The organism is Chitinophaga agri, from assembly GCF_010093065.1.
GTDB classification, from domain to species: Bacteria; Bacteroidota; Bacteroidia; order Chitinophagales; family Chitinophagaceae; genus Chitinophaga; species Chitinophaga agri.
Genome location: NZ_CP048113.1, coordinates 2550516 through 2571969 on the forward strand (window position 1 = coordinate 2550516; position 21454 = coordinate 2571969).

Consider the following 21454-nt stretch of genomic DNA (forward strand, 5'->3'; position numbering starts at 1 on the left):
TCATTTAAGGAAAAACCCATAGACATGCGTAGTGTTTTAATATTACTGGCTATTACCATTACCAGTGTGGCTTATGCTCAACAGCGTCCCGTGAAGAATGACGCATATCATTACAAAATTGAGAAACAGGTCATTGCTTCAAAAGGGGCGGTGGTATCGGCACATCCGCTGGCCAGTCAGGCGGGACTTCAGATGCTGCAACAGGGCGGTAATGCCGTAGATGCTGCCATTGCCACGCAGCTGGCGCTGGCTGTTGTGTACCCGGCCGCAGGTAATCTTGGCGGAGGAGGGTTCCTCGTCGCACATCTGAAAGACGGTAAAGATATCGCGATTGACTACCGGGAAAAAGCACCGGCAGCGGCATCCAGGGATATGTACCTCGATAAAAAAGGTAATGCCAATACGGCATTGAGCCAGGATGGACATCTGGCATGCGGCGTACCAGGTACGGTAGCAGGACTATATACTTCACTGCCTTACGCGAGACTAACCATGCAGCAGCTGATCGCACCTGCTATCCTGCTGGCCGAAAAGGGCTATGTGATCACGCAACGGGAGGCCAATGCACTGAACAGGAATCAGGATAATTTTAAACGTTTAAATACCCAGGGCAACGCTTTTGTCAGGAACAGGGAATGGAAAGCAGGTGATACCCTGATACAAAAAGACCTTGCAGCGACATTGAAAAGGATCAGGGATAATGGCCGCGCGGGCTTCTATGAAGGAGAGACCGCCCGTCTGATCACAGCTGAAATGCAACGCGGACATGGTCTGATCACTACTGCTGACCTGAAGGCGTATGAAGCCAAAGAAAGGGCCGCCGTTACCTTTCCCTATAAAGCATACCAGGTCGTAACCATGCCCTTACCTTCCAGCGGAGGCGTGGCTTTACAGCAGATGATGGGAATGGCAGAGAAGTATCCGCTGAATGCATGGGGCTTTCATTCTGTATCAGCTATGCAGCTGATGATAGAAGTGGAACGCCGCGCCTATGCTGACAGAGCCAAATACCTGGGTGATCCGGACTTCGTAAAAGTTCCGGTAAAACAGCTGACATCAGCGGATTATCTGCATGCCCGCATGGAAGATTATGATCCCCAAAAGGCAGGTAGCAGTAAAGAGGTGACTGCCGGTATGGTATATGAAAGTAAGGAGACAACACACCTTTCCGTGATGGATGCAGAAGGAAATGCGGTATCAGTTACCACTACGCTGAATGGCGGTTATGGCTCCAAAGTAGTAGTGGGTGGAGCCGGCTTCTTCCTCAATAATGAAATGGACGACTTCAGTATAAAACCAGGTGTACCTAACATGTACGGACTGGTAGGTGCAGAAGCTAACGCAGTCGCTCCCGGCAAACGTATGCTGAGCTCCATGACGCCGACGATCGTACTGAAAAAAGGAAAACCTTTTATTGTAACCGGTACACCAGGCGGCTCTACGATCATCACATCCGTCTTCCAGACACTGGTAAACCTCCTTGAGTTTAACTTATCAGCGCAACAGGCAGTAGATGCACCAAAGTTCCATCACCAATGGCTGCCGGATGAAGTAGTCGTAGAAGAAGACTTTGATCAGACACCGCTGGACGAGTTGAGACGGATGGGCTACAAAATAGAAAGAAGCAGTCCGATAGGCCGTGTTGAACTCATAAAGGTCAATGAAAGAGGTCAGCTGGAAGCAGTAGGCGATAAGAGAGGTGATGACAGTGCTGCCGGCTATTAACAACCAGTTAAATCATTTGTTATGTTAGGAGAGATATTTCTGGATAGTGCCTTAAAGAGGCTGAACTATTACAAATCACTGGGTGACCAGACCATTGCCGTACTTACAGGAGAGCAGCTGCACTGGCAGCCGGAAGGAGCGCCTAACAGCATCTACCTGATCATCAGACATATGAGTGGTAACATGCGGTCCCGCTGGACAGACTTTCTCCACAGCGATGGAGAAAAACCATGGCGTAACAGAGACACGGAATTTGAAGAAGACGATGCATCAGTCGCTGCTATCCGGCAGTTATGGGAAGACGGATGGACCTGTATGCTGGATGCAATTGCCGCCCTGACACCAGCAGACCTGGAGAAAACCGTGTATATACGTAGCGAGCCGCACATAGTGCTTGACGCCATTAACAGGCAGCTGGCGCACATCCCCTATCATGTAGGACAAATTGTGTACATTGGTAAAATGATTAAAAAAGACGACTGGCAGAGTCTGTCCATTCCTAAAGGGAAATCGCAGGACTTTAACAACGATATGTTCGGAAAAAAACAGTAATAACGATGCAGATCCAAACAAGGATAACCATTTTTGCAGCTATAGTGGCTGTTGTACTCAGCGCCTGTAACAGCAGCCGTACAAACGAATTGCTCATACACAAGAAATGGCGTGTATACGATGTTGTTGTGCCAGCTGACAATGCATATGATAACACACAGATCACACAGGCGATCGATCTGAAAAGAGGCTATTATACGAATGTGTATTATCAGTTTCTTGACAATAACCTGTTCATCGCCACTATTGACAACAAACCAGATTCAGGCAAATATAAACTGCTGAGTAACGGTAAAGTGATATCTGTTACCGGCGCCAATGGACTCCGTTCTTCTGAGAACCTGGTCACTGTCACCAAACTGGATGAGACACATTTTGACATGAAGGTAAAGTCCGGTGAATACTACTTTATTCTGAAAACAAAAGCTGAGTAATACACGTATGCAGGCACAGTTCACCCATACGACGCCCACCAGTACGACCCATATTGCCGGAAAAGAATATCTCTTCTTTTCCGGTTTTTCTTATCTGGGACTGCATAGTCATCCTGACTTCCAGGCGTTGCTGAAAGAAGGGATCGACCGGTATGGTACCGTGTTCATTTCATCCAGGATTGCCAATACCCGGCTGGAGCTGTACGAAGAACTGGAGCATGCGCTCGCTGTATTATTAAAGCAACAGTCGGCTGCCACCTTTTCATCAGGCTACCTCGCTTCTCAGGCAGCGGCACAATATGCAGCCACACAAGGCGAACTACTATACGCACCCGGTGCACATCCGTCCCTGTGGACTGGTAAACCGGCCATACCGACAGAGAGCTGGGCAGAATGGGCTGTCAAAACAACAGCAAAAGTAAATGCACATCCTGATCATACATTCGTGATCATTGCAGATGGCGTCAATCCATTGACCAGTACCATTAACGAATTCAGCTGGCTGAGCGCAATAAGACGACAGCTATTGGTCGTAACGGACGATTCGCATGGCATAGGAATTGTCTCAGAAGAAGGCAATGGTATTATCAGCCGTTTACCGCAACATGCGGCAGTGCGGTATCTCGTGGCAGCTTCACTGGCAAAGGCTTATAGTGCGCAGGGAGGAGTGATAGCCGGCCACGCAGCGGATATTGCTGCTATCAAAAGAACTACTTTGTTCACAGGAGCAACGCCGATGATGCCTGCCAATGCGTGGGCATTTCTGCAAAGCTTTCCGTTACATGCAAAACAGCGGGCGCTGTTGCAGCAGCAGATACAGTACTTTGAAAGGCTGACAGCAGATAAACCTTATCTGTATAACCCTTTTCATCTGCCTGTATTTCTGCTGAAAGGCCGTAACGGCATTGAGCAATACCTGCTGGACCATGACGTTATGATCTCTTCATTCGGGTATCCGCGTCCGGACAGCCCGGCCATCAACCGGATCATTGTTTCCGCCCAGCATACGGAAAAAGATCTCGAGGTATTGAATGCATTACTCATAAACCAATAGGTATGTTACTTAAAAAGATCGGTACGTTGCTGCTTTGCAGTTTCTCGTTGTTAACCGCCAATGCTCAGCAAAAAGCCAGAGAAAAGTCTTCGCTGTTGTGGGAGATCTCCGGTAAAGACCTCAAAAGTCCTTCCTGGCTGTATGGCACCATCCATATGATCTGTGCGGAAGACCTGCATTTTTCGCAGGCCACACAGGATGCACTAAAGAAAGTCAAATCATTATACCTCGAAATCGATATGTCGGACCAGGAAGAGATGCAGTCCCTGCAATCGTCCCTGATGATGCCGGAAGGCTATTCGCTCAAAGCACTGGTGAGCGAAGCGGAATACAAGCAACTGGCTGACTGGTGCCAGGATTCACTCCATACCAACATCGCGGCACTCGACAGGTTCAAGCCGCTGGTACTGCTATCCCTGGTAGCAAGACAGCACTTTACCTCCAGCTGTCAGCACCCCGCCTCTTGCGAAGCAGAGCTGATGAAAATAGCCCAGACCCAACAGTTGCCGGTACATGGACTGGAGAAAGCGACAGACCAGGTGGCCATTTTCGACAGCATCCCTGATAAAGATGAGGCGCAGATGATCCTCAAAACGATCGGAGACCCTGTAAAAACACAGGAGATCTACAGTAAAATGATCAAAGCATACAAGGCACAGGATATTAATGCGCTCAGCGTATTGATGGCCGAGACTGAGGATATGGTCCAGTATAAAGATCTTCTGCTCGACCAGCGGAACCGCAACTGGGTGCCCATCATTGCCAGTGAAGCTGCGAAAGCACCTACCTTCTTTGCCGTAGGCGCCGGACATCTGGGTGGTAATACTGGTGTAATTGAGCTGTTACGCAAACAAGGTTATACTGTAAAGCCGATACAATAAATTGTTAAATCATTGCTATAATTCCCCGTATACAGACTAGCAGCGCGGCTCCTGCGTTCTCATTGGAATGCCATCAACACTACCGGACCAATAAATCGTTGTTCCCACAGACTATTCAGCTATGGACTATGGACTAATTCAACTATTTTTGCCGGATTAAATCTCGCTGCCTGAAAAAAGTACGTAAAATATTACTTGTTATCCTCCTGAGTTTACTCGGGCTTGTTATTCTGACAGGCGTCCTTGTGAATATTCCGGTCGTGCAGAATTTCCTTGTGCATGAAGCGACAAGCCGGTTATCTGAACAACTGAAGACAAAGGTGGAAATAGAACATGTCGATATACGGCTGTTCAACAGTCTGCGGTTGGAAGGTACGCTGATCGAAGACCGCCATAAAGACACCCTGCTTTATGCCCGGGTACTGCAGTTACGTATTACTGACTGGTTCTTTTTTCAGGAGAAGCCGGTATTGAAATTCATCGGTCTGGAAGATGCGGATGTGAACCTGATACGGCACAGGAATGATTCTTTATGGAACTATCAGTTTATCATAGATGAATTCAGTGTCCCGGCAGATACCACGCACAGGAAGAAGGAAGGCAGTGGCGGCGTATCCCTCGATCTGCGTAAAACTGACCTGCGTAATGTACGTGTTAATCAGATCGACGCCTGGATCGGTGAAGATATGCGTATTGCGGCTAAACGCATTTATCTCGATGCGAAGAATATAGACCTGAATCTGCATAACATTGACATACAGGAAGTGACGCTTGATAAACCTACGTTTATCATTACCCGGTATCCCGCCTCCCCTCTCCGTAAAAAGAGACCGGCGCCACCTGCACCTGAACTTGCAGACACAGCTGCTATCCCGGCATTACGCTGGAACAGCGCTAACTGGAAATTGCTGGTAAAAGAGATCTCCATCAAAGACGGTACATTAGGCGTGGATGATCTGGAAGACCCTACGCCAGTAGATGAAGGTTATTTTGCACCGAATCATATCCGCTTTAATAATATCAACCTGGCGCTGACCAATACCAGTATAGTCAAAGACAGCATCCTGGGTGATCTTACGATGAGTACAAAGGAACGGAGTGGGTTCCAGGTAAAGAAACTGACCGCCCGTTTTAAAATGTCACCGGTGGAAATGGAGTTCTCTCACATGGACCTGCTGACCAACCGTAGCCATCTCAGGGACTATTACACCATGCAGTATGCAGATATCAGTGACATGAACGACTATGTGAATGCGGTGTATATGCGCGCACATATCGTCAACAGTAAGCTGCATTCTGACGATATCGCCTATTTCGCACCGATACTGTCCGACTGGAAAAAAGAGATCTTACTGAACGGTGATGCAAGAGGTCCGGTGAGCAACCTGAAAGCAAACAATATAGAACTACAGGCAGGTACTACCACCCGGCTACTGGGAGGTGTTGAACTGCGTGGACTACCGGATATTAATAACACCTCCATTGATTTCCATGCGGATGAACTGATCACAACGGGTGCTGATATCATCAGTATCGCGCCTGAGTTAAAGAATACCGAACCGCTGCAACTCGACCGGCTGACCAATATCCGCTTTGCGGGAAGTTTTACCGGATTCGTGAGTGACTTCGTTGCTTACGGTAAGTTCCAGACAAACCTGGGTAACCTGAACTCGGATATTAACTTCAAGACAAACAGGGACGTACCGGTGTATTCAGGTAGTCTGACCACCGACGCCTTCAATGTAGGAAAACTGCTGGACGTACCCGAACTGACCAGTATATCCCTCAATGCGAAGCTGAACGGGGAAGGTTTTAACTTCAAAACATTGAAAGCAGCGGTTGACGCAGATGTACAGCAGATCACCGTGAACGGTTACTCCTACAGTAATATCAAGACGAAGGGGGACATGAACCGTAAGTTCTTCAATGGTTCCCTGATAGCCAATGACCCTAATCTCGACATGGACTTTGCCGGTACGATCGACTTCAATGAAACGGTGCCGGTGTTTGATTTTGATGCGGACATCCGTCATAGCAACCTGCGTGCCTTACAGCTGACCAAAGATTCCATCGTCTTACAGGCACAACTGGCACTCAACTTTGCGGGTAGCAATATTGATAACTTTAATGGGTCTGCCAGGGTTTATAATGTGTCATTGTTCAAAGATCAGCGGAGACTGGAATTTGACTCCCTGAATGTATCCACACACGTTGAAAATAATGAGAAGGTACTGGCGATACAGGGTAGTGAGATCGGCGGTTATGTGAAAGGTAATTATAGTTTCATGCAATTACCAGCCGCATTTCAGCTGCTGGCGAACAAATATTATCCCAGCTATTTCCCTACTGCCCCTAAAGACAGTATCCGGCAGAATTTCTCCTTTGCCTTTAACCTTGGTAACGTAGACAAACTGATCCGCGGATTCACCAAAGATATTTCCGGATTTGACAATTCCACTATACAGGGAGCGCTGAACACGATCAATGGTGGACTTTCCCTGAACGTGAATGTGCCACTGGCCTCTTACAGGAACTTCCATTTTGAGGACCTGCAGCTGAAGAGTACCGGTAACTTCAATAAGATCGATATCAGTACCAGTATAGGTAAAGTCTCTTCCGGCGATAAGGTGTGGCTGCAACATCCGTTGATCCTGGCTAATTCCGGCAAGGACACTTCCTATATCAAAGTAGACCTGCAGGCAGGGGACTCCTCTACCCTCGACGGTTTCTATGCCAGAGTGGTAACGGTGGCCGAAGGTATAAAAGTGAATTTCCTGAACAGTGCCTTTACCGTCAATGAGCGGCAATGGAATGTCACTCCGGGTAATGAGATCTACTGGAGTAAAGACTTCCTGACGATCAACAACCTGCAGGTAACCAGGAATGAACAAAGTATTACGGTGGAAACCAATGAGTTCAATCCGGATGAGTCCCGATTCCTCATAAACCTGAAGAACCTGAATCTGGCGGACGTCATTCCTTCCCAGGTGACCAGCATGCGTATAGAAGGTTTTGCAGATGGCAGGCTCGACATCTCCGACCCTACACATAATCTTGCCGTAGAAGCTAATATCACGACCAGTGAATTACGCATAGACAATGACTCTATCGGACTCGTAACTTTTGAAGGCAGTTATCAGCAGGAGACAGATGACGTCACCTTTGCCGTGCGTTCAGAGAACAAGGGTAAGAACTTCTTCGCAGAAGGGCTGGTAGGTGTATCGGAAACCAATAACCGCCTGGAAGCCAATGTGGAGTTTAATGGAACGTCCCTTAGTGTACTGGACCGTTTTGTGAATGAATATGTGACGGAGCTGAAAGGCAACCTCACCGGCAACCTTAAAGTAGCTGGTACGACCAAAGTACCATCCGTACGAGGTAACCTGCGGGCAGATAATGTAGGCGTCAGGGTCTTGTACCTGGGTACAAATTATACCATTCCAAAACTCAACGTGAATATAGATGACAACCTGATCGAGTTTGGCAACTTTACGATCGTTGATAAGAATAATAGTAAGGCCAGTGCCAGCGGCTATATCTCGCATGACCATTTTAATAACCTGAACTTCGACTTTGACGTGAATGCCCGCAACTTCGTATTCCTGAATACAGGTGCGGCAGACAGTGACCTGTTCTATGGAGAAGTGATATCCGATGGTAAGGTGTATTTCTCCGGACCACTCCAGGATCTGCAATTACGTATACAGGCCAGACCGGGCAAAGGCACACACTTCTATCTGCCATTATCTGACAGTAAAGACATCGGCCGGTCCGACTATATCACATTTAAGACCTATGGAACGGAGCTGAAAGAAGAGAAGAAAAAGAAGAAAGATAACGTCAAGCTGAATGTAAAGCTGGATATTTCAGCCACACCAGATGCGCAGATCGATGTGATCATGGATGCCGCTTCCGGTGATATGATCACGGCGAATGGTACCGGTAATCTGCAGATCATGGTTAATACCGAAGGAGATTTTAACATGTTCGGTAATTACGAGATCAATAGTGGTGAATATATCTTCTCCTTACAAAGGCTGACCAGCTGGAAGTTTAAAATCGACAGGAACAGTACCATTACCTGGAACGGCGATCCGACAGAAGCGAAGGTGGACATCCATGCGAAATACAATTTACCCAAAGTCAGTCTGTACAACCTGGTAGGTACCGCATCTACGGCGAGTGACAAACTGGCTACCCGTACAGAAAGTGTGGACATCCTGATCAACCTGCGTAATGAGCTGATGAAGCCAGACATTACCTACGAGATCAATCTGCCGAATGTAGGTTCCCTGGCCTATGAGAGCGGCGTAGCGGCTAAGCTGCGTGAGATCAACCAGGACCAGAACAAGGCGCTCCAGCAGATGGCGGGACTGCTGCTGTTCAATCAGTTCCTGCCGGAAGACCCTAACTCGGCCGGCGGTGCAAACGTGGCTACCACAGGTAAAAACAGTGTGGGACAAGCATTGAGTGCCCAGGCATCTGCCATTCTGAATAATATCACCGGCGTGCTGCTTAAGAACAGCGGTATCGGTATAAACGTCAACTATCGCGCCTATAATATTGGGAATCAGGACAATGCCTCCCTTGACCGTAACCAGGTAAGTGCGGGTGTGACCAGTAACCTGTATAACAACAGGATCAGGTTGTATGTAGGCGGTGACTATGACTGGGGTAAAGCCAATACTTCGGCCAATGCGAACCGCTTTGCGGGAGACTTCCGTGCAGAATACCTCCTGACACCGGAAGGCCGTCTCCGTATCAATGCATTTAGTAAGTCAGATTATGATGTATATAACCTGGTGAACCGTAACAAGGCAGGTCTGGGGATATCTTATATACGTGAGTATAATAAGTTCTCTGAGCTGTTCAATGAGCGTAACAGAAGGAGGATGCTGGATTCGATGCGAAGAGCGGAAGCCGCCAGACAGGAAGAGCGGGAGAAGGAAGACAGTGTAAAGAGAATGGGGAATTAGGAGTTGTAGTGCAGCGAAGATTGGTTCGAAATTGACATGCAATGTCATAATAAATAAAAGGCGTCCATTATAAGTGGACGCCTTTTATTTTATATGCAGAAAGCTGAAGTCGTAATTCCCGATTCCTGATTTCCCGACTATCCTCTTAAGATCTCATGTCCTAACTTATCTCTTTTAGTCTTGAGATAGAATTCGTTATGAGGGTTTGGATGTACCTCGATGGCTACATTTTCCACGATTTCCAGGCCGTACCCTTTCAGACCGGCTCTTTTACGAGGGTTGTTGGTAATGAGGCGCATCTTGGAGATGTTCATATGGCGCAGGATCTGTGCTCCTACACCATAGTCGCGTTCGTCCATTTTGAAGCCCAGTTCCAGGTTAGCCTGAACGGTGTCGCGGCCTTCTTCCTGCAGCTTATAGGCTTTCAGTTTATTGAGCAATCCGATACCACGGCCTTCCTGGTTCATATAAAGGATCAGGCCTTTACCTTCACGCTCTACCATTTCCATGGCTTTATGCAACTGTTCACCACAGTCACAGCGGAGGGAATGGAGGATATCACCGGTCACGCAGGACGAGTGGATACGTACCAGAACCGGTTCGCCTTTCTCCCAGTTGCCCTTTTTAAGGGCCATATGAGTTTCACCGGAGTTCAGCTGCTTAAAGGCAACCAGTTCAAAGTCACCATATTCTGTTGGCATATGAACACTTACCTGTTCTTCGATCAGGGTCTCCTTTTCGAGACGGTACTCGATCAGGTCTTTTATAGAGATGAGCTTCAGGTCAAACTTCGTAGCTATTTCGCGCAGTTCCGGGAGGCGGGCCATGGAACCGTCTTCGTTCATGATCTCCACCAGTACACCAGCAGGTTCGAATCCGGCCAGTCTGGCCAGGTCGATGGTTGCTTCTGTATGGCCGGTACGACGGAGTACACCACCACTTTTTGCTTTCAGGGGGAAGATGTGACCTGGTTTACCCAGTTCTTCCGGACGGGTATTAGGGTCTATCAGGGCCTGAATGGTTTTGGCGCGGTCGTGGGCAGAGATGCCAGTGGTACAGCCGTGACCGAGGAGGTCAACAGATACGGTAAAGGGCGTCTGGTGTAAAGCAGTATTATCGCGCACCATCATTTCCAGCTTAAGCTCATCGCAGCGTTCTTCCACGAGCGGCGCACATATTAAACCACGGCCATAACGGCTCATGAAATTGATGATCTCTGGCGTTACATTCCTGGCTGCTGTGATAAAATCCCCTTCGTTCTCTCTATCCTCGTCATCCACCACGATTACCAGCTTACCATTCCTGATATCTTCTATGGCTGATTCTATTGTATCTAACATAGACCTTTATTAAAGATTAATGTGCAAAGTTATGGGAAAATAAGAACTGTTCCCCTGCTTTCTGGTTACCAAAAGGTAAGCCAATACATATATTATTATATACATATCAGTGTAAAGTAGCCAAAATGGCAGATTTTGAAGCGTGCGCTGCCTTCATTTAGGTATGTAAAAGATTACCATTCGATCTTTTAGAAATTCCGGGGCGATTTGTTGAACAAACTCGATTAAAAGCCTGTTTAAACAAACAACTATCCAAAATTGTATCGTCTAACCGAAATAAGGTCAATCGCTTAACAATTTGTTAATTTCAAGTTAAATTCTGTAAAAATTTATTTATCACCTTTGCATCATAAATCAAACTGCTCTTATATGGGATTTAGAAGACTACTATTTACATTCATTGTTCTGTTCAGCACAATTACTTCGTTTGCGCAGGTAACGACCAGTAGCATGACTGGTAAGATTATCGGCCCCTCGAAGGAAGCGTTGCCCGGGGCTACTGTTGTTGTGATCCATCAGCCCTCAGGTACCAAGTACGGAACAACGACCGATGCGGAAGGTTTCTATCGTATTCCCAACATGAACGTTGGCGGTCCCTACAAAGTAACTGCTAGTTTTATCGGTTACACTGAATTTACTCAGAGCGACATATTCCTTGCACTGGGTCAGCCGTTCAGATTAAACATCAGCCTTGGCGAAAAAGCCAGAGACATTAAAGAAGTGACCGTGGTTGGACAGAGAAGTACTGTGTTCAGTTCCAGTCGTAAGGGTGCGCAGACTACCCTGAACCGCACGCAGGTGGAAGCCCTGCCTTCTGTAGGTAGGAACCTGACTGATTTCGTACGTTTAACGCCTCAAGCCAAATTGACTAAAGACGGTAGCGGTAACCAGACGATCTCTATTGCCGGTACCAGTAACAAGTACAACGCAACTTTCGTAGATGGCGCGGTACAGAATGACGTATTCGGTCTGGCAGAAAATGGTACCAATGGTGGTCAGATCGGCATTTCTCCTTTCAGCATTGACATCATTGACCAGTTCAACATCAACGTATCTCCTTTTGACGTAAAACAGGGCGGTTTCGCTGGTGGCGCGATCAACGCGGTAACCAAAAGCGGTACTAACGAGGTAGAAGGTTCTGCTTACTACTTTGTACGTAATGAAAGTCTGGCAGGCAAAACGCCGACTAAAGACGAAGCAAAACGTACTAAACTCGCTGACTTCTCTTCCAAAACATACGGTGCACGTTTAGGTGGTCCAATCATCAAGAATAAATTATTCTACTTTATCAACGCTGAGTGGCAGAAAGAAAACCGTCCACAGCCTTTCGCATATGAGACTTACCTAAACGGTCGTCCTACACCAGCGTCTCAGGCACAACTGGATGCGCTTCAGGCGAAACTGCGTGCAGATGGTTATGACCCAGGTGGTTATGAAAACACTGAAAACACGCTGGATGGCCGTAAATTTTTCGCAAGGATTGACTGGAATATCAACGACCATCACAAATTCACTATCCGCCACCAGTATACTCACGGTGAAAGCCTGAGTCCAGGCAAATCCAGTGCAACCTCTATTACTTTTTCTAACAAAGGAATTTCCTTCCCTTCTACCACTAACGCAACTACTGCTGAATTGAAAAGTCAGTTTGGTAACAGAGCGTCAAACTCATTATTACTGGGTGCAAACTTTGTTAGAGACGACCGTGGCATTACTGGTTCACCATATACATCTGTGTTTATCACAAGAGAAGCGATCAGCTTTGGTACTGAAGAATTTTCTGCAGCGAACCTGCTGAAACAGGACGTACTGACACTGACTGATAACCTGGAATTATACAGAGGAAAGCATACGATCTCCCTTGGTACTAGCAACGAGTTCTATAATATGACTAATGTGTTTATTGGTCAGAACTATGGTTCTTATACTTTCGCTACGCTGGATGACTTCATGCAGGGCAAATCTCCTACCCAGTACAATCGTTCATTCTCTGCTGTAGATAAAACAACCGGAGATAACACCAATGGTGCGGCTAAATTTAAAGCATTACAACTCGGCCTGTACGCGCAGGATGATTACCAGGTAAATGACCGTTTACGTTTGTCTCTGGGTGTTCGTGCTGACCTGCCTATGCTGCTGACTGACCCTGCTGTAAATACAGACTTTAATACAAACGTCCTGCCTCAGGTAATCGCTGCCGGCAAATGGGATATCAAAGGTGCTCAGACAGGTGTTAAACCTGATGCTAAGCTACTTTTGTCACCACGTTTTGCGTTTAACTGGGACGTGAAAGGAGACCAAACCACACAGATCCGTGGTGGTGCAGGTATTTTCACCAGCCGTATTCCATATGTATGGTTAGGTGGTATCTACAACAACAATGGTGTTACATTAGGTGGTATGAGACTTAACTATGACTCCACAAAAGCTACGGGCGGTACCAACAACCCTATCCCTTTCATTTCAGATCCGTTTGCACAGCCAAGTATCACCACTTCTCCGTCTGGAAAGATCGATATGTTTGCGAAGGATTTCAAATTCCCTCAGGTATTCAGGACCAGCATCGCTGTTGATCAGAAATTACCTTGGGGTATGATCGGTAGCTTAGAAGCTATCTACACAAAGAATATCAACAACGTTGTATACTATAACCTGTCATATGTTCCATCAGGTAAAACTGTAACAGGTAACGGTGCTGATAACCGTCCTATCTGGAAAAATGCTGGTAAAGCAGCATTGGGTAACTATACGGACATCATGTATGCGGATAATACCAGTAAAGGTTATTCTTACAACCTGACTGCTCAGTTGCAGAAGACCTTCCATAGTGGTTTCAATGCAATGGCTGCCTATACTTACGGTCGTTCCAAGAGCATCAACGATGGCCAGTCTTCTCAGAACTCGTCTCAGTGGAGAGTTCCTAACATCAGAGGTCGTAACGATATAGACCTGGGTAATTCTATTTTTGACCTCGGTTCAAGAATCATTGCTTCCGTTACCTATAAAAAAGAATACCTGAAACATTTCGGTACTACTGTTAGCTTATATTACACTGGTCAATCCGGTGAAAGATTTGGTTACGGTTACAGAGATAATGGTAACTACAACATCGTAGGAGACAATAACGGTTCCAGCGACAGAGGCCTGAACCTGATATACATCCCAAAAACCGCATCTGAGATCAATCTGGTATCTTATACTACCAAGGTTAATAACGTAGATGTGGTTGTTACTCCTGAACAACAATGGGCTGCGCTGGATGCATTCATCAATAACGACAAATATCTGAGCAAAAACAGAGGTAAATATGCGGAAAAGAACGGTTTGAGAACTCCGTTCACACACATTTTTGACCTGCACATAGCACAGGATATTTACATCACCCAGAAAAATGGGAAACGTCATACGTTACAAGTCTCCTTCGACGTATTCAACCTGGGTAACATGCTCAATAATAACTGGGGTCGTATGTATACTACCCGTTCAGGTATGAGTTACAACAACTACGGTCTGATTGACTTTACCGGTTTCGCATCTGATGGAACTACTCCAACATTTAACTTCAAATCGCCTGCTAAGAATGATGGCAAAACTGTAGCAACAATCGATGATTTCGGTTTACAGTCTGCTCGTTGGCAGGGTCAGCTCGGTCTCCGTTATATATTTAGATAACCGGAACTGAAGTGAATAGCGAAGGGCTAAAAAGTTAAACACTTTTTAGCCCTTCGCTATTTAGATGCCCTGTTCTATCCAGACTTTATGATTAAGGCTTAGATGGAATATATTGATCAACCTGCCAGAACTCTTCATAAGTATAGTTGTTACCACTTATATATTCTACTCTGTAGAGATCCTGCCCAATCTTCAATCTACTCGTTCCTGCCGGTACTGTAATATCATAATAATCAATAATAGGCGACGTAGCATTACTCCAAACAGTCGTTTTTTTAACACGTATTTTCCATGGTACACTCTGTGGCTGAGGGGTTGTAAACGTCAGATCTGAATAAACAGCAACGTAAACATCATACGTGTATTCATACCAATCGCTGCCGGAGTTATATTGATAATTATCGCGGTCTCTAAGAAAACCCGGACGATTGTACATATAGTTATATGTTTCAATATCTCCGATTGACAATCCGGTCCGCTGCACCGTGAAAGTCGACCCATCTAACCGGGTTATGGTCGGCTGACCATTTTTAGAGAATGAATTTGAACCATACAGCATGACTGAACCAAAATCAAAGGTGCCAATCTGAAATCCAGGCAAGCCTGCCTGGGAGTAGTATTTGTAGAATTGAGGCTCCGCTCCATCCTGAATATTACCGCCCTTCACTACAATATAGTTATCCCTGTCCTCACGCATTTGCTCATGATAAAAACCAATCGCATGGCCGATTTCATGTATGGCATTTCCTTTTGTACAATCTGCTCCCATAGAAATTACCTGACGTCCACCCATCATACCTACCGAGTTTGAATAACAACCATCACCCTCAAAGAACTCTATATAATTAGCCTGATTCGTTCTTTGGACAAACGTAAGATTGGTAACAGTTTGCCAATGCGTAATTGCTTCTGTCACCCTGGCCTGATTAGGCAAGCTGGGGTTAATCGTGTAGTAAACAACGCGGTTAGGCCAGAACTTGGCAATGTAAGATTGCCCTGTCCTGCCAGTGCTGTCACTATTATCTATCTGCCTTTGTAAACGATCCACCTGTTCCTGGGAATATACAATGTCTCCTCCAAGAATGTATTTATCATTCTTCTTGACAAGCGTCACTTTCACATCGCCCTTCTTATCCTTTAAATAAACGACCTCTCCGGGAATGTCTTTAAATGCGACTTCATTCTCACACTCACATCTCTTTTCCGGAGCAGTGCCCGGGTGTTGTGACTGGGATAAAGTATCCTGCTTTCTACAAGCTATAAAACAAACAATAGTAAGCGCTAAAAGCAATGCGCTTCGCTTAATAGGGTTGCAAACCATTTTTTAACTTTGATTATTGATTAAATAAATATCAGGTGAACATAGGTTGGGCATCTACAAACAATTCGCCTAATGGGATCTACCACAAATATAGGATTTTCTAACCATTATTAGTATGACTGACTACAACTAGCACAAAAATGTACAACATGTATTCACCCCCATTATTCCCTCACTCTGAGTCACTTACCTTTAAGAACTCTCCACTAAACAAAAATTAACCCGAAATTCCCCCAACACCCCATACACACATAAAAAAATACATATATATTTGCCAATGATTTGCCTTTAAAAGCATAATCATTATCTTAAACTGTACCCTTTTACCTATGAGGAGACTCATGCTGCCAGCAGTATTATTTGCCACCCTGTTTTTATCCTGCAAGAAGGACGGGCAACCTGCTGAAACGTCCCTTGAAGTCCACGACAATAAAGCTATGACCCTGATCTTCAATGAAGACGATCTTGGCGAGTTCACCATTCTCAGTTATTCCAACACCTTCATCAACTATTTTGTCCAGAGTAATACAAGAGAAAGCTTCTACCTGAGGCAGGCTCCCGCATATGATTCCTCCGGCAACTACGATACAAGGATCGCTAAAGTAAATGCCAATACAGCGGCAGATGCTTCTATCCTTCTGCTGACAAGCACCTACACTTACAATCAGTCCGGCCAGCTGCTCACCATCAACCAGGTCTCCCCTACTACCGGAGAGAAACTGAGCTATGATAGTCTGGTGTATGCTGGCGAAACAGATAAAGTACTGCTGTCCGCTATTTACCATAGCAGAAAAACCGGTCCTTCGGCTTTTTCCTTCTACAGCAAGGATGTGGTGGTAAGAGATAACAAGGATAACGTCATTGCCCGGCATATGCTGGCAATGGCAGGTGGAAGAGAAACGGATACACTCAGTACAACTGTCTACACCTATGATGATGCAAAAGCAATGATGCATCAACCAGGAGGACTTTACCTGTTTGATCTGAAAGATGGTATTACCTGGTCGTCTGTTAACAATCCTGTGACAGAGGAAACCTATTACCCTGCAGGTGACTCCGTGGTAACTATCACGAACGTATACACTTACGACAGTGATAAATATCCTTCCAAAATACGACGCACCAGAAAAACCATTTATGCCGGCGTTGAGGTGTATAATCAATCATCAAAATATGCTGTCAAATATCAGAATCTGGATTAATAAGAATACTTGCCCATGATTAGACTTCTACTCGCTACACTTACATTTACTTTGTTACTATCGGCATGCAGCAAAAACGAAGGCCTGCAAGGAGAAAAAGTATTTTCTGGTATGAATAATACCGAAAGTGGATATGATGTGTCTTATGACTACGATAAACATAAAAGAGTGGTGGGTGTCACTGTAAAAGACCTGAATAATAACCCCGAGAACTATCATTCTGAAATGATCAGGTTCGACTCTACCGGCAGGATTTCTTTCACTTACGCCTCTGAAGACCAGTTGAGCTTTGGCAGAATAGCCAAGCAGATGGAATACGATACATCAGGTAGCATGCGTAAGATCAGACTGTATTCCTACTATAGCAGCCTGGTGGATGGTTATGATAGCCTGGGCTATGATAATGCAGGGCGCGTCATTGCGGTATATCATTATAAAATAGACGGCATTGTTGCTCCCTTCCTGCTTACCAGGAAAGATGTACTGGAAAGAGATGCTAAAGGCAATGTAACCACCCGTTATTCTACACCTGTCTACCGCAATGTAGAAAGCAAAGATGTGACTGTTACTACATATACCTATGATGACAGACCCAACTACCTCGGTAGTTCCTTTTCCCATTTCATCCTGAACCAGGAAGAAAATGCAGGCTGGTCCTCCGCCAATAATGTACTGACAAAAACGATCAGATATCCGAAAGGCGATACCATAGTGACCTACACCAATGTGTATACCTATGATGCAGCCAATAGGCCAACTGCCAGGGATGAGAATAAAAAGATGACCGTTGCCGGCAATCTGACATCCAATGTCAATACGCACTACCAAATGGTGTATAAGATACTGGACCTGTAGTGATCCTGTCCGCTTTAACCTGCACCCAATATATTAAGTCAGGGAAAGCGTCCGCCAATGGCGGGCGCTTTCTTTTTTATGCAAGTCCTGACAACATCAATTCTTCAGGCAGGGGCGGTTAACTTTTTTTCATTATATTTATAACGATGCTGGAACAACATTACAAATGGCATTCGCCGCACCTGGGCCATGAATTTGAGATGCTGGTATACGGAGATGAGGGCTATCCGCTGATCCTCTTCCCAACTTCTATGGGAAGGCATTACGAGCATAAGGAAAGAGGACTGATCCAGGCGCTGCAATGGTTTGTTGACAATCAGCTGATCAGAATTTACTGCCCCGACTCTGTTGACGCCCAAAGCTGGTATAACATACATGTAAATCCCGCAGAAAGAGCCCTCCATCATGTGAGATACGATCAGCTGCTTCGGCATGAAGTGCTGGAAAAGGTGACCGAAGAAACAGGCATACAGCGTATTGCAGTAGCAGGTTGCAGCTTTGGCGGATATCATGCCGCTAACTTTGCCTTCCGTTACCCCGAGCGGGTTTCCTACCTGTTCAGCCTCAGTGGCGTGTTTGACGTGAGGTCCAGGCTGAATGGCCATTATGACGACAATGTATATTTTAATAACCCTGTCGATTTTATGCCTGAGAACCCGCATGAAGCATTATGGCGCATGGGGATCATCCTGGGTGTGGCAGAACAAGACATTACCCGTAGCCAGAATGAGACCATGTCCGGCATCCTGCAGCAAAAGGGCATTATGCACTGGCTGGACGTAAGGCCCAATAAGACACACGACTGGCCTACCTGGCTGGAAATGCTGCCTTACTACCTGTCCCTCATCAAATAGTGCCCCGACTGTTGGCGCGAATATTGTTTTTCATCGGCGGCTGTTGTAAACGACGGATAACCAAACAGTAAAACTCATTACAGATGAAAAAAATAGGACTCCTTTTCGGCCAGGAAAACGGCTTTCCTCAGGCTTTTATTGATCGTGTGAATGATAAACAGGTAGACGGAATCACAGCAGAAGCAATATCCATTGACAAAGTGATACAAGGTACCCCTTCCGGCTATGCTGTCATCCTTGACCGTATCTCACAGGACGTTCCCTTCTATCGCACCTGGTTGAAACAGGCGGCCCTGGACGGAGCAGCAGTGATCAACAACCCTTTCTGGTGGAGCGCGGACGATAAGTTCGTTAATAATGAACTCGCCCACCGCACCGGCGTAAAAGTACCCAAAACAGCGCTCATCCCCTCCAGAGACCTGCCACTCAACACTACCGACCAGTCTTTCAGAAACCTGGTATACCCCTTCAACTGGGACGCTATCTTCGAACATATCGGTTTCCCTGCCTACATGAAGCCTTACAATGGCGGAGGCTGGAAACATGTGTATAAAATACATGACCGTGAGGAGTTCTTTGCACAACATGCGCGTACAGGACAACTGGTCATGATGCTACAGGAAGAGATCAAATACGAATCTTACTACCGCTGCTATTGTATAGGTGGCAGATATGTCCGTGTGATCCCTTATGATCCTTATCAGCCGGAAAATCAGCGCTATCTCACAGAAGATAGTGGTGACAGTACCCTGCTGAATACCATCGCCGACCAGGTAGCCCGCCTGAATCAATACCTCGGGTATGATTTTAATTCGGTGGAAATCGCTATCCGTAACGGCGTTCCTTATGTGATCGACTTCTGGAACCCGGCACCTGAAACCAATGAAAAAGTGATCGGTACAGAGAACTTTGAGTGGGTGGTGGAAACAGCTGCTATCTATGCCATCCAACGTGCACAACAGCAAACGGAAGGTACTGACAACCTTACCTGGGGCAATTTCCTGCAACAGGCTGTTCACGGTCAGCAAACAGCTATCGTACCTGGTGCAAAGAAAGCGGCCGCTAAAAAGCCAACTGCCATTTCTCCCGCCAAACCACCAAAAGATACTATGGCATTGAAAGAGCCGAAAGAAGAAAAAGAAACACCGGCGAAAAAGACGACGGTGAAGAAGACTGCCAAGAAGAAGGAAGAGAAATAAGACATAAAAAATCAGGAACCAGGAATTAGGAATCAGGAATTGCGTATCACAAAGGTGTATATTAAAATCCTGGTTCCTAATTGTTTATATGTCCCCATACACTCATTAAGTCGTACACTGCCGAAAATTAAATAGCATAAAAGAGCACGTTGCTCAAAGACCAAAAAGAAAGAATAACTTTGGGAAGAGGAATTAAAAAGGGAACCATCATGTGAATGTGCAGAACAGTTATGTTCAGTTCCTGATCTTTAATTCCTAATTCCTAATTAAATTTTCATGCTCAACAACTTCACCCTCGGTATTGAAGAGGAATACATGGTTATGGACCCTGAAACCAGAGAACTCCGTTCCCATGAACAAAAGATCGTAGAACAGGCCCACAGGGTGCTCAGAGATAAAGTAAAAGCCGAGTTTCACCAGGCGGTGGTCGAAGTTGGTACACAGATATGTGCCAATATAGATGAAGCTCGTGAGGACGTATCCATGCTGCGTAAAACCATTGCCAACATCGCAGGTGAACTGGGTTTCAGCATAGGTGCTTCCGGCACTCACCCCTTCTCCAAATGGCAGCTGCAGCATATCACAGATCATCCCCGTTACTTCGAGATCGTGACTGAAATGCAGGATGCCGCCCGCTCCAATCTCATCTTCGGACTACACGTGCACGTGGGCATGGAAAACAGGGAAATGGCCCTTCATATCGCCAATTCCGTACGTTATTTCCTTCCGCATGTGTTTGCCCTGAGTACAAACTCCCCTTTCTGGGAAGGCCGTAATACCGGGTTCAAATCCTATCGCACGAAAGTCTTTGATAAATTCCCCCGCACGGGCATCCCCGACTACTTCGCCAGTATTGAAGAATACGACAGGTATATTCAGCTACTGGTGAAAACCAATTGTATCGACAATCCCAAGAAAGTATGGTGGGACCTGCGTGTACACCCTTTCTTCAATACCGTGGAATTTCGCATCTGTGACGTGCCGTTAACCGTAGATGAAACCTGTACGGTCGCCGCACTGTTCCAGGCCGTTTGTGCAAAGATCTATAAACTGCGGATGCAGAACCTGAACTTCATCATCTACAACCGCGCACTGGTCAATGAAAATAAATGGCGTGCCTCCCGCTATGGCATTGATGGTAACCTCATAGACTTCGGTAAAGAACAGGAAGTCAACGCCAGAGCCCTGATCCATGAACTGCTCGACTTCGTTGACGATGTCGTTGATGATCTGGGCAGCCGCCACTATGTGCAGCGTACCCTGGATATCCTGGAGCGCGGTACCGGTGCTGACCAGCAGCTGAAAGTCTTCGCCGGGAGCAATGATCTCGTATCTGTTACAGACTTCATCACAGAGAGCTTTCTCAAAGACTGCTAAACCTGTACCTTT

The 21454-nt window shown here is 46.1% G+C and carries 14 protein-coding genes; 12 read left to right on the forward strand and 2 right to left on the reverse strand.

The window, feature by feature from the left end; genetic code table 11:
* Positions 1–24: 24 nt before the first annotated feature.
* The 6 genes from ggt (at position 25) to GWR21_RS09880 (ending at position 9622) form a co-directional block, all read left to right on the forward strand.
* Positions 25–1725, forward strand: coding sequence for a gamma-glutamyltransferase (gene ggt / locus GWR21_RS09855; protein ID WP_162331573.1), 1701 nt, complete (start codon positions 25–27; stop codon positions 1723–1725).
* Between the two features lie 21 nt (positions 1726–1746).
* A complete protein-coding gene (locus GWR21_RS09860) occupies positions 1747–2277 on the forward strand; it encodes a DUF1572 family protein (protein ID WP_162331574.1) in 531 nt (176 codons plus the stop codon).
* Between the two features lie 5 nt (positions 2278–2282).
* Positions 2283–2711 (forward strand): hypothetical protein, encoded by a 429-nt coding sequence (locus GWR21_RS09865; protein ID WP_162331575.1) that lies wholly within the window; start codon positions 2283–2285, stop codon positions 2709–2711.
* A 7-nt stretch (positions 2712–2718) separates the two neighbouring features.
* Positions 2719–3765 carry a pyridoxal phosphate-dependent aminotransferase family protein gene (locus tag GWR21_RS09870; RefSeq protein ID WP_162331576.1) on the forward strand — a complete coding sequence of 349 codons (1047 nt, stop codon included), beginning with the start codon at positions 2719–2721 and terminating at the stop codon, positions 3763–3765.
* Positions 3766–3767: 2 nt separating this feature from the next.
* Positions 3768–4646: a TraB/GumN family protein gene (locus GWR21_RS09875; protein ID WP_162331577.1), complete on the forward strand. Its 879-nt coding sequence runs from the start codon at positions 3768–3770 to the stop codon at positions 4644–4646.
* Between the two features lie 260 nt (positions 4647–4906).
* The gene (locus GWR21_RS09880; protein ID WP_162331578.1) at positions 4907–9622 is read left to right on the forward strand and encodes a translocation/assembly module TamB domain-containing protein; all 4716 of its coding nucleotides are present in this window, start codon (positions 4907–4909) and stop codon (positions 9620–9622) included.
* Positions 9623–9759: 137 nt separating this feature from the next.
* Here GWR21_RS09880 and GWR21_RS09885 read toward each other — a convergent pair whose 3' ends face one another.
* Entirely contained in the window at positions 9760–10962 is a 1203-nt protein-coding gene (locus tag GWR21_RS09885) for a bifunctional 3,4-dihydroxy-2-butanone-4-phosphate synthase/GTP cyclohydrolase II (RefSeq protein ID WP_162331579.1), read from the reverse strand.
* Positions 10963–11331: 369 nt separating this feature from the next.
* Between GWR21_RS09885 and GWR21_RS09890 the strand changes: the two genes are divergently transcribed.
* Positions 11332–14634, forward strand: coding sequence for a TonB-dependent receptor (locus GWR21_RS09890; RefSeq protein ID WP_162331580.1), 3303 nt, complete (start codon positions 11332–11334; stop codon positions 14632–14634).
* Positions 14635–14725: 91 nt separating this feature from the next.
* Here GWR21_RS09890 and GWR21_RS09895 read toward each other — a convergent pair whose 3' ends face one another.
* A complete protein-coding gene (locus GWR21_RS09895; protein ID WP_162331581.1) occupies positions 14726–15925 on the reverse strand; it encodes a M12 family metallopeptidase in 1200 nt (399 codons plus the stop codon).
* Positions 15926–16284: 359 nt separating this feature from the next.
* Here GWR21_RS09895 and GWR21_RS09900 point away from each other — a divergent pair, with 359 nt between their 5' ends.
* The 5 genes from GWR21_RS09900 (at position 16285) to GWR21_RS09920 (ending at position 21442) form a co-directional block, all read left to right on the forward strand.
* Positions 16285–17157: a hypothetical protein gene (locus GWR21_RS09900; RefSeq protein ID WP_162331582.1), complete on the forward strand. Its 873-nt coding sequence runs from the start codon at positions 16285–16287 to the stop codon at positions 17155–17157.
* 15 nt (positions 17158–17172) lie between these two features.
* A complete protein-coding gene (locus GWR21_RS09905; protein WP_162331583.1) occupies positions 17173–18012 on the forward strand; it encodes a hypothetical protein in 840 nt (279 codons plus the stop codon).
* A 146-nt stretch (positions 18013–18158) separates the two neighbouring features.
* Positions 18159–18866 (forward strand): alpha/beta fold hydrolase, encoded by a 708-nt coding sequence (locus GWR21_RS09910; RefSeq protein ID WP_162331584.1) that lies wholly within the window; start codon positions 18159–18161, stop codon positions 18864–18866.
* A gap of 83 nt (positions 18867–18949) precedes the next feature.
* A complete protein-coding gene (locus tag GWR21_RS09915; protein WP_162331585.1) occupies positions 18950–20065 on the forward strand; it encodes an ATP-grasp domain-containing protein in 1116 nt (371 codons plus the stop codon).
* Positions 20066–20341: 276 nt separating this feature from the next.
* Complete coding sequence (locus GWR21_RS09920) at positions 20342–21442, forward strand: carboxylate-amine ligase (protein WP_162331586.1); 1101 nt, start codon at positions 20342–20344, stop codon at positions 21440–21442.
* The last annotated feature ends 12 nt before the right edge of the window (positions 21443–21454 follow it).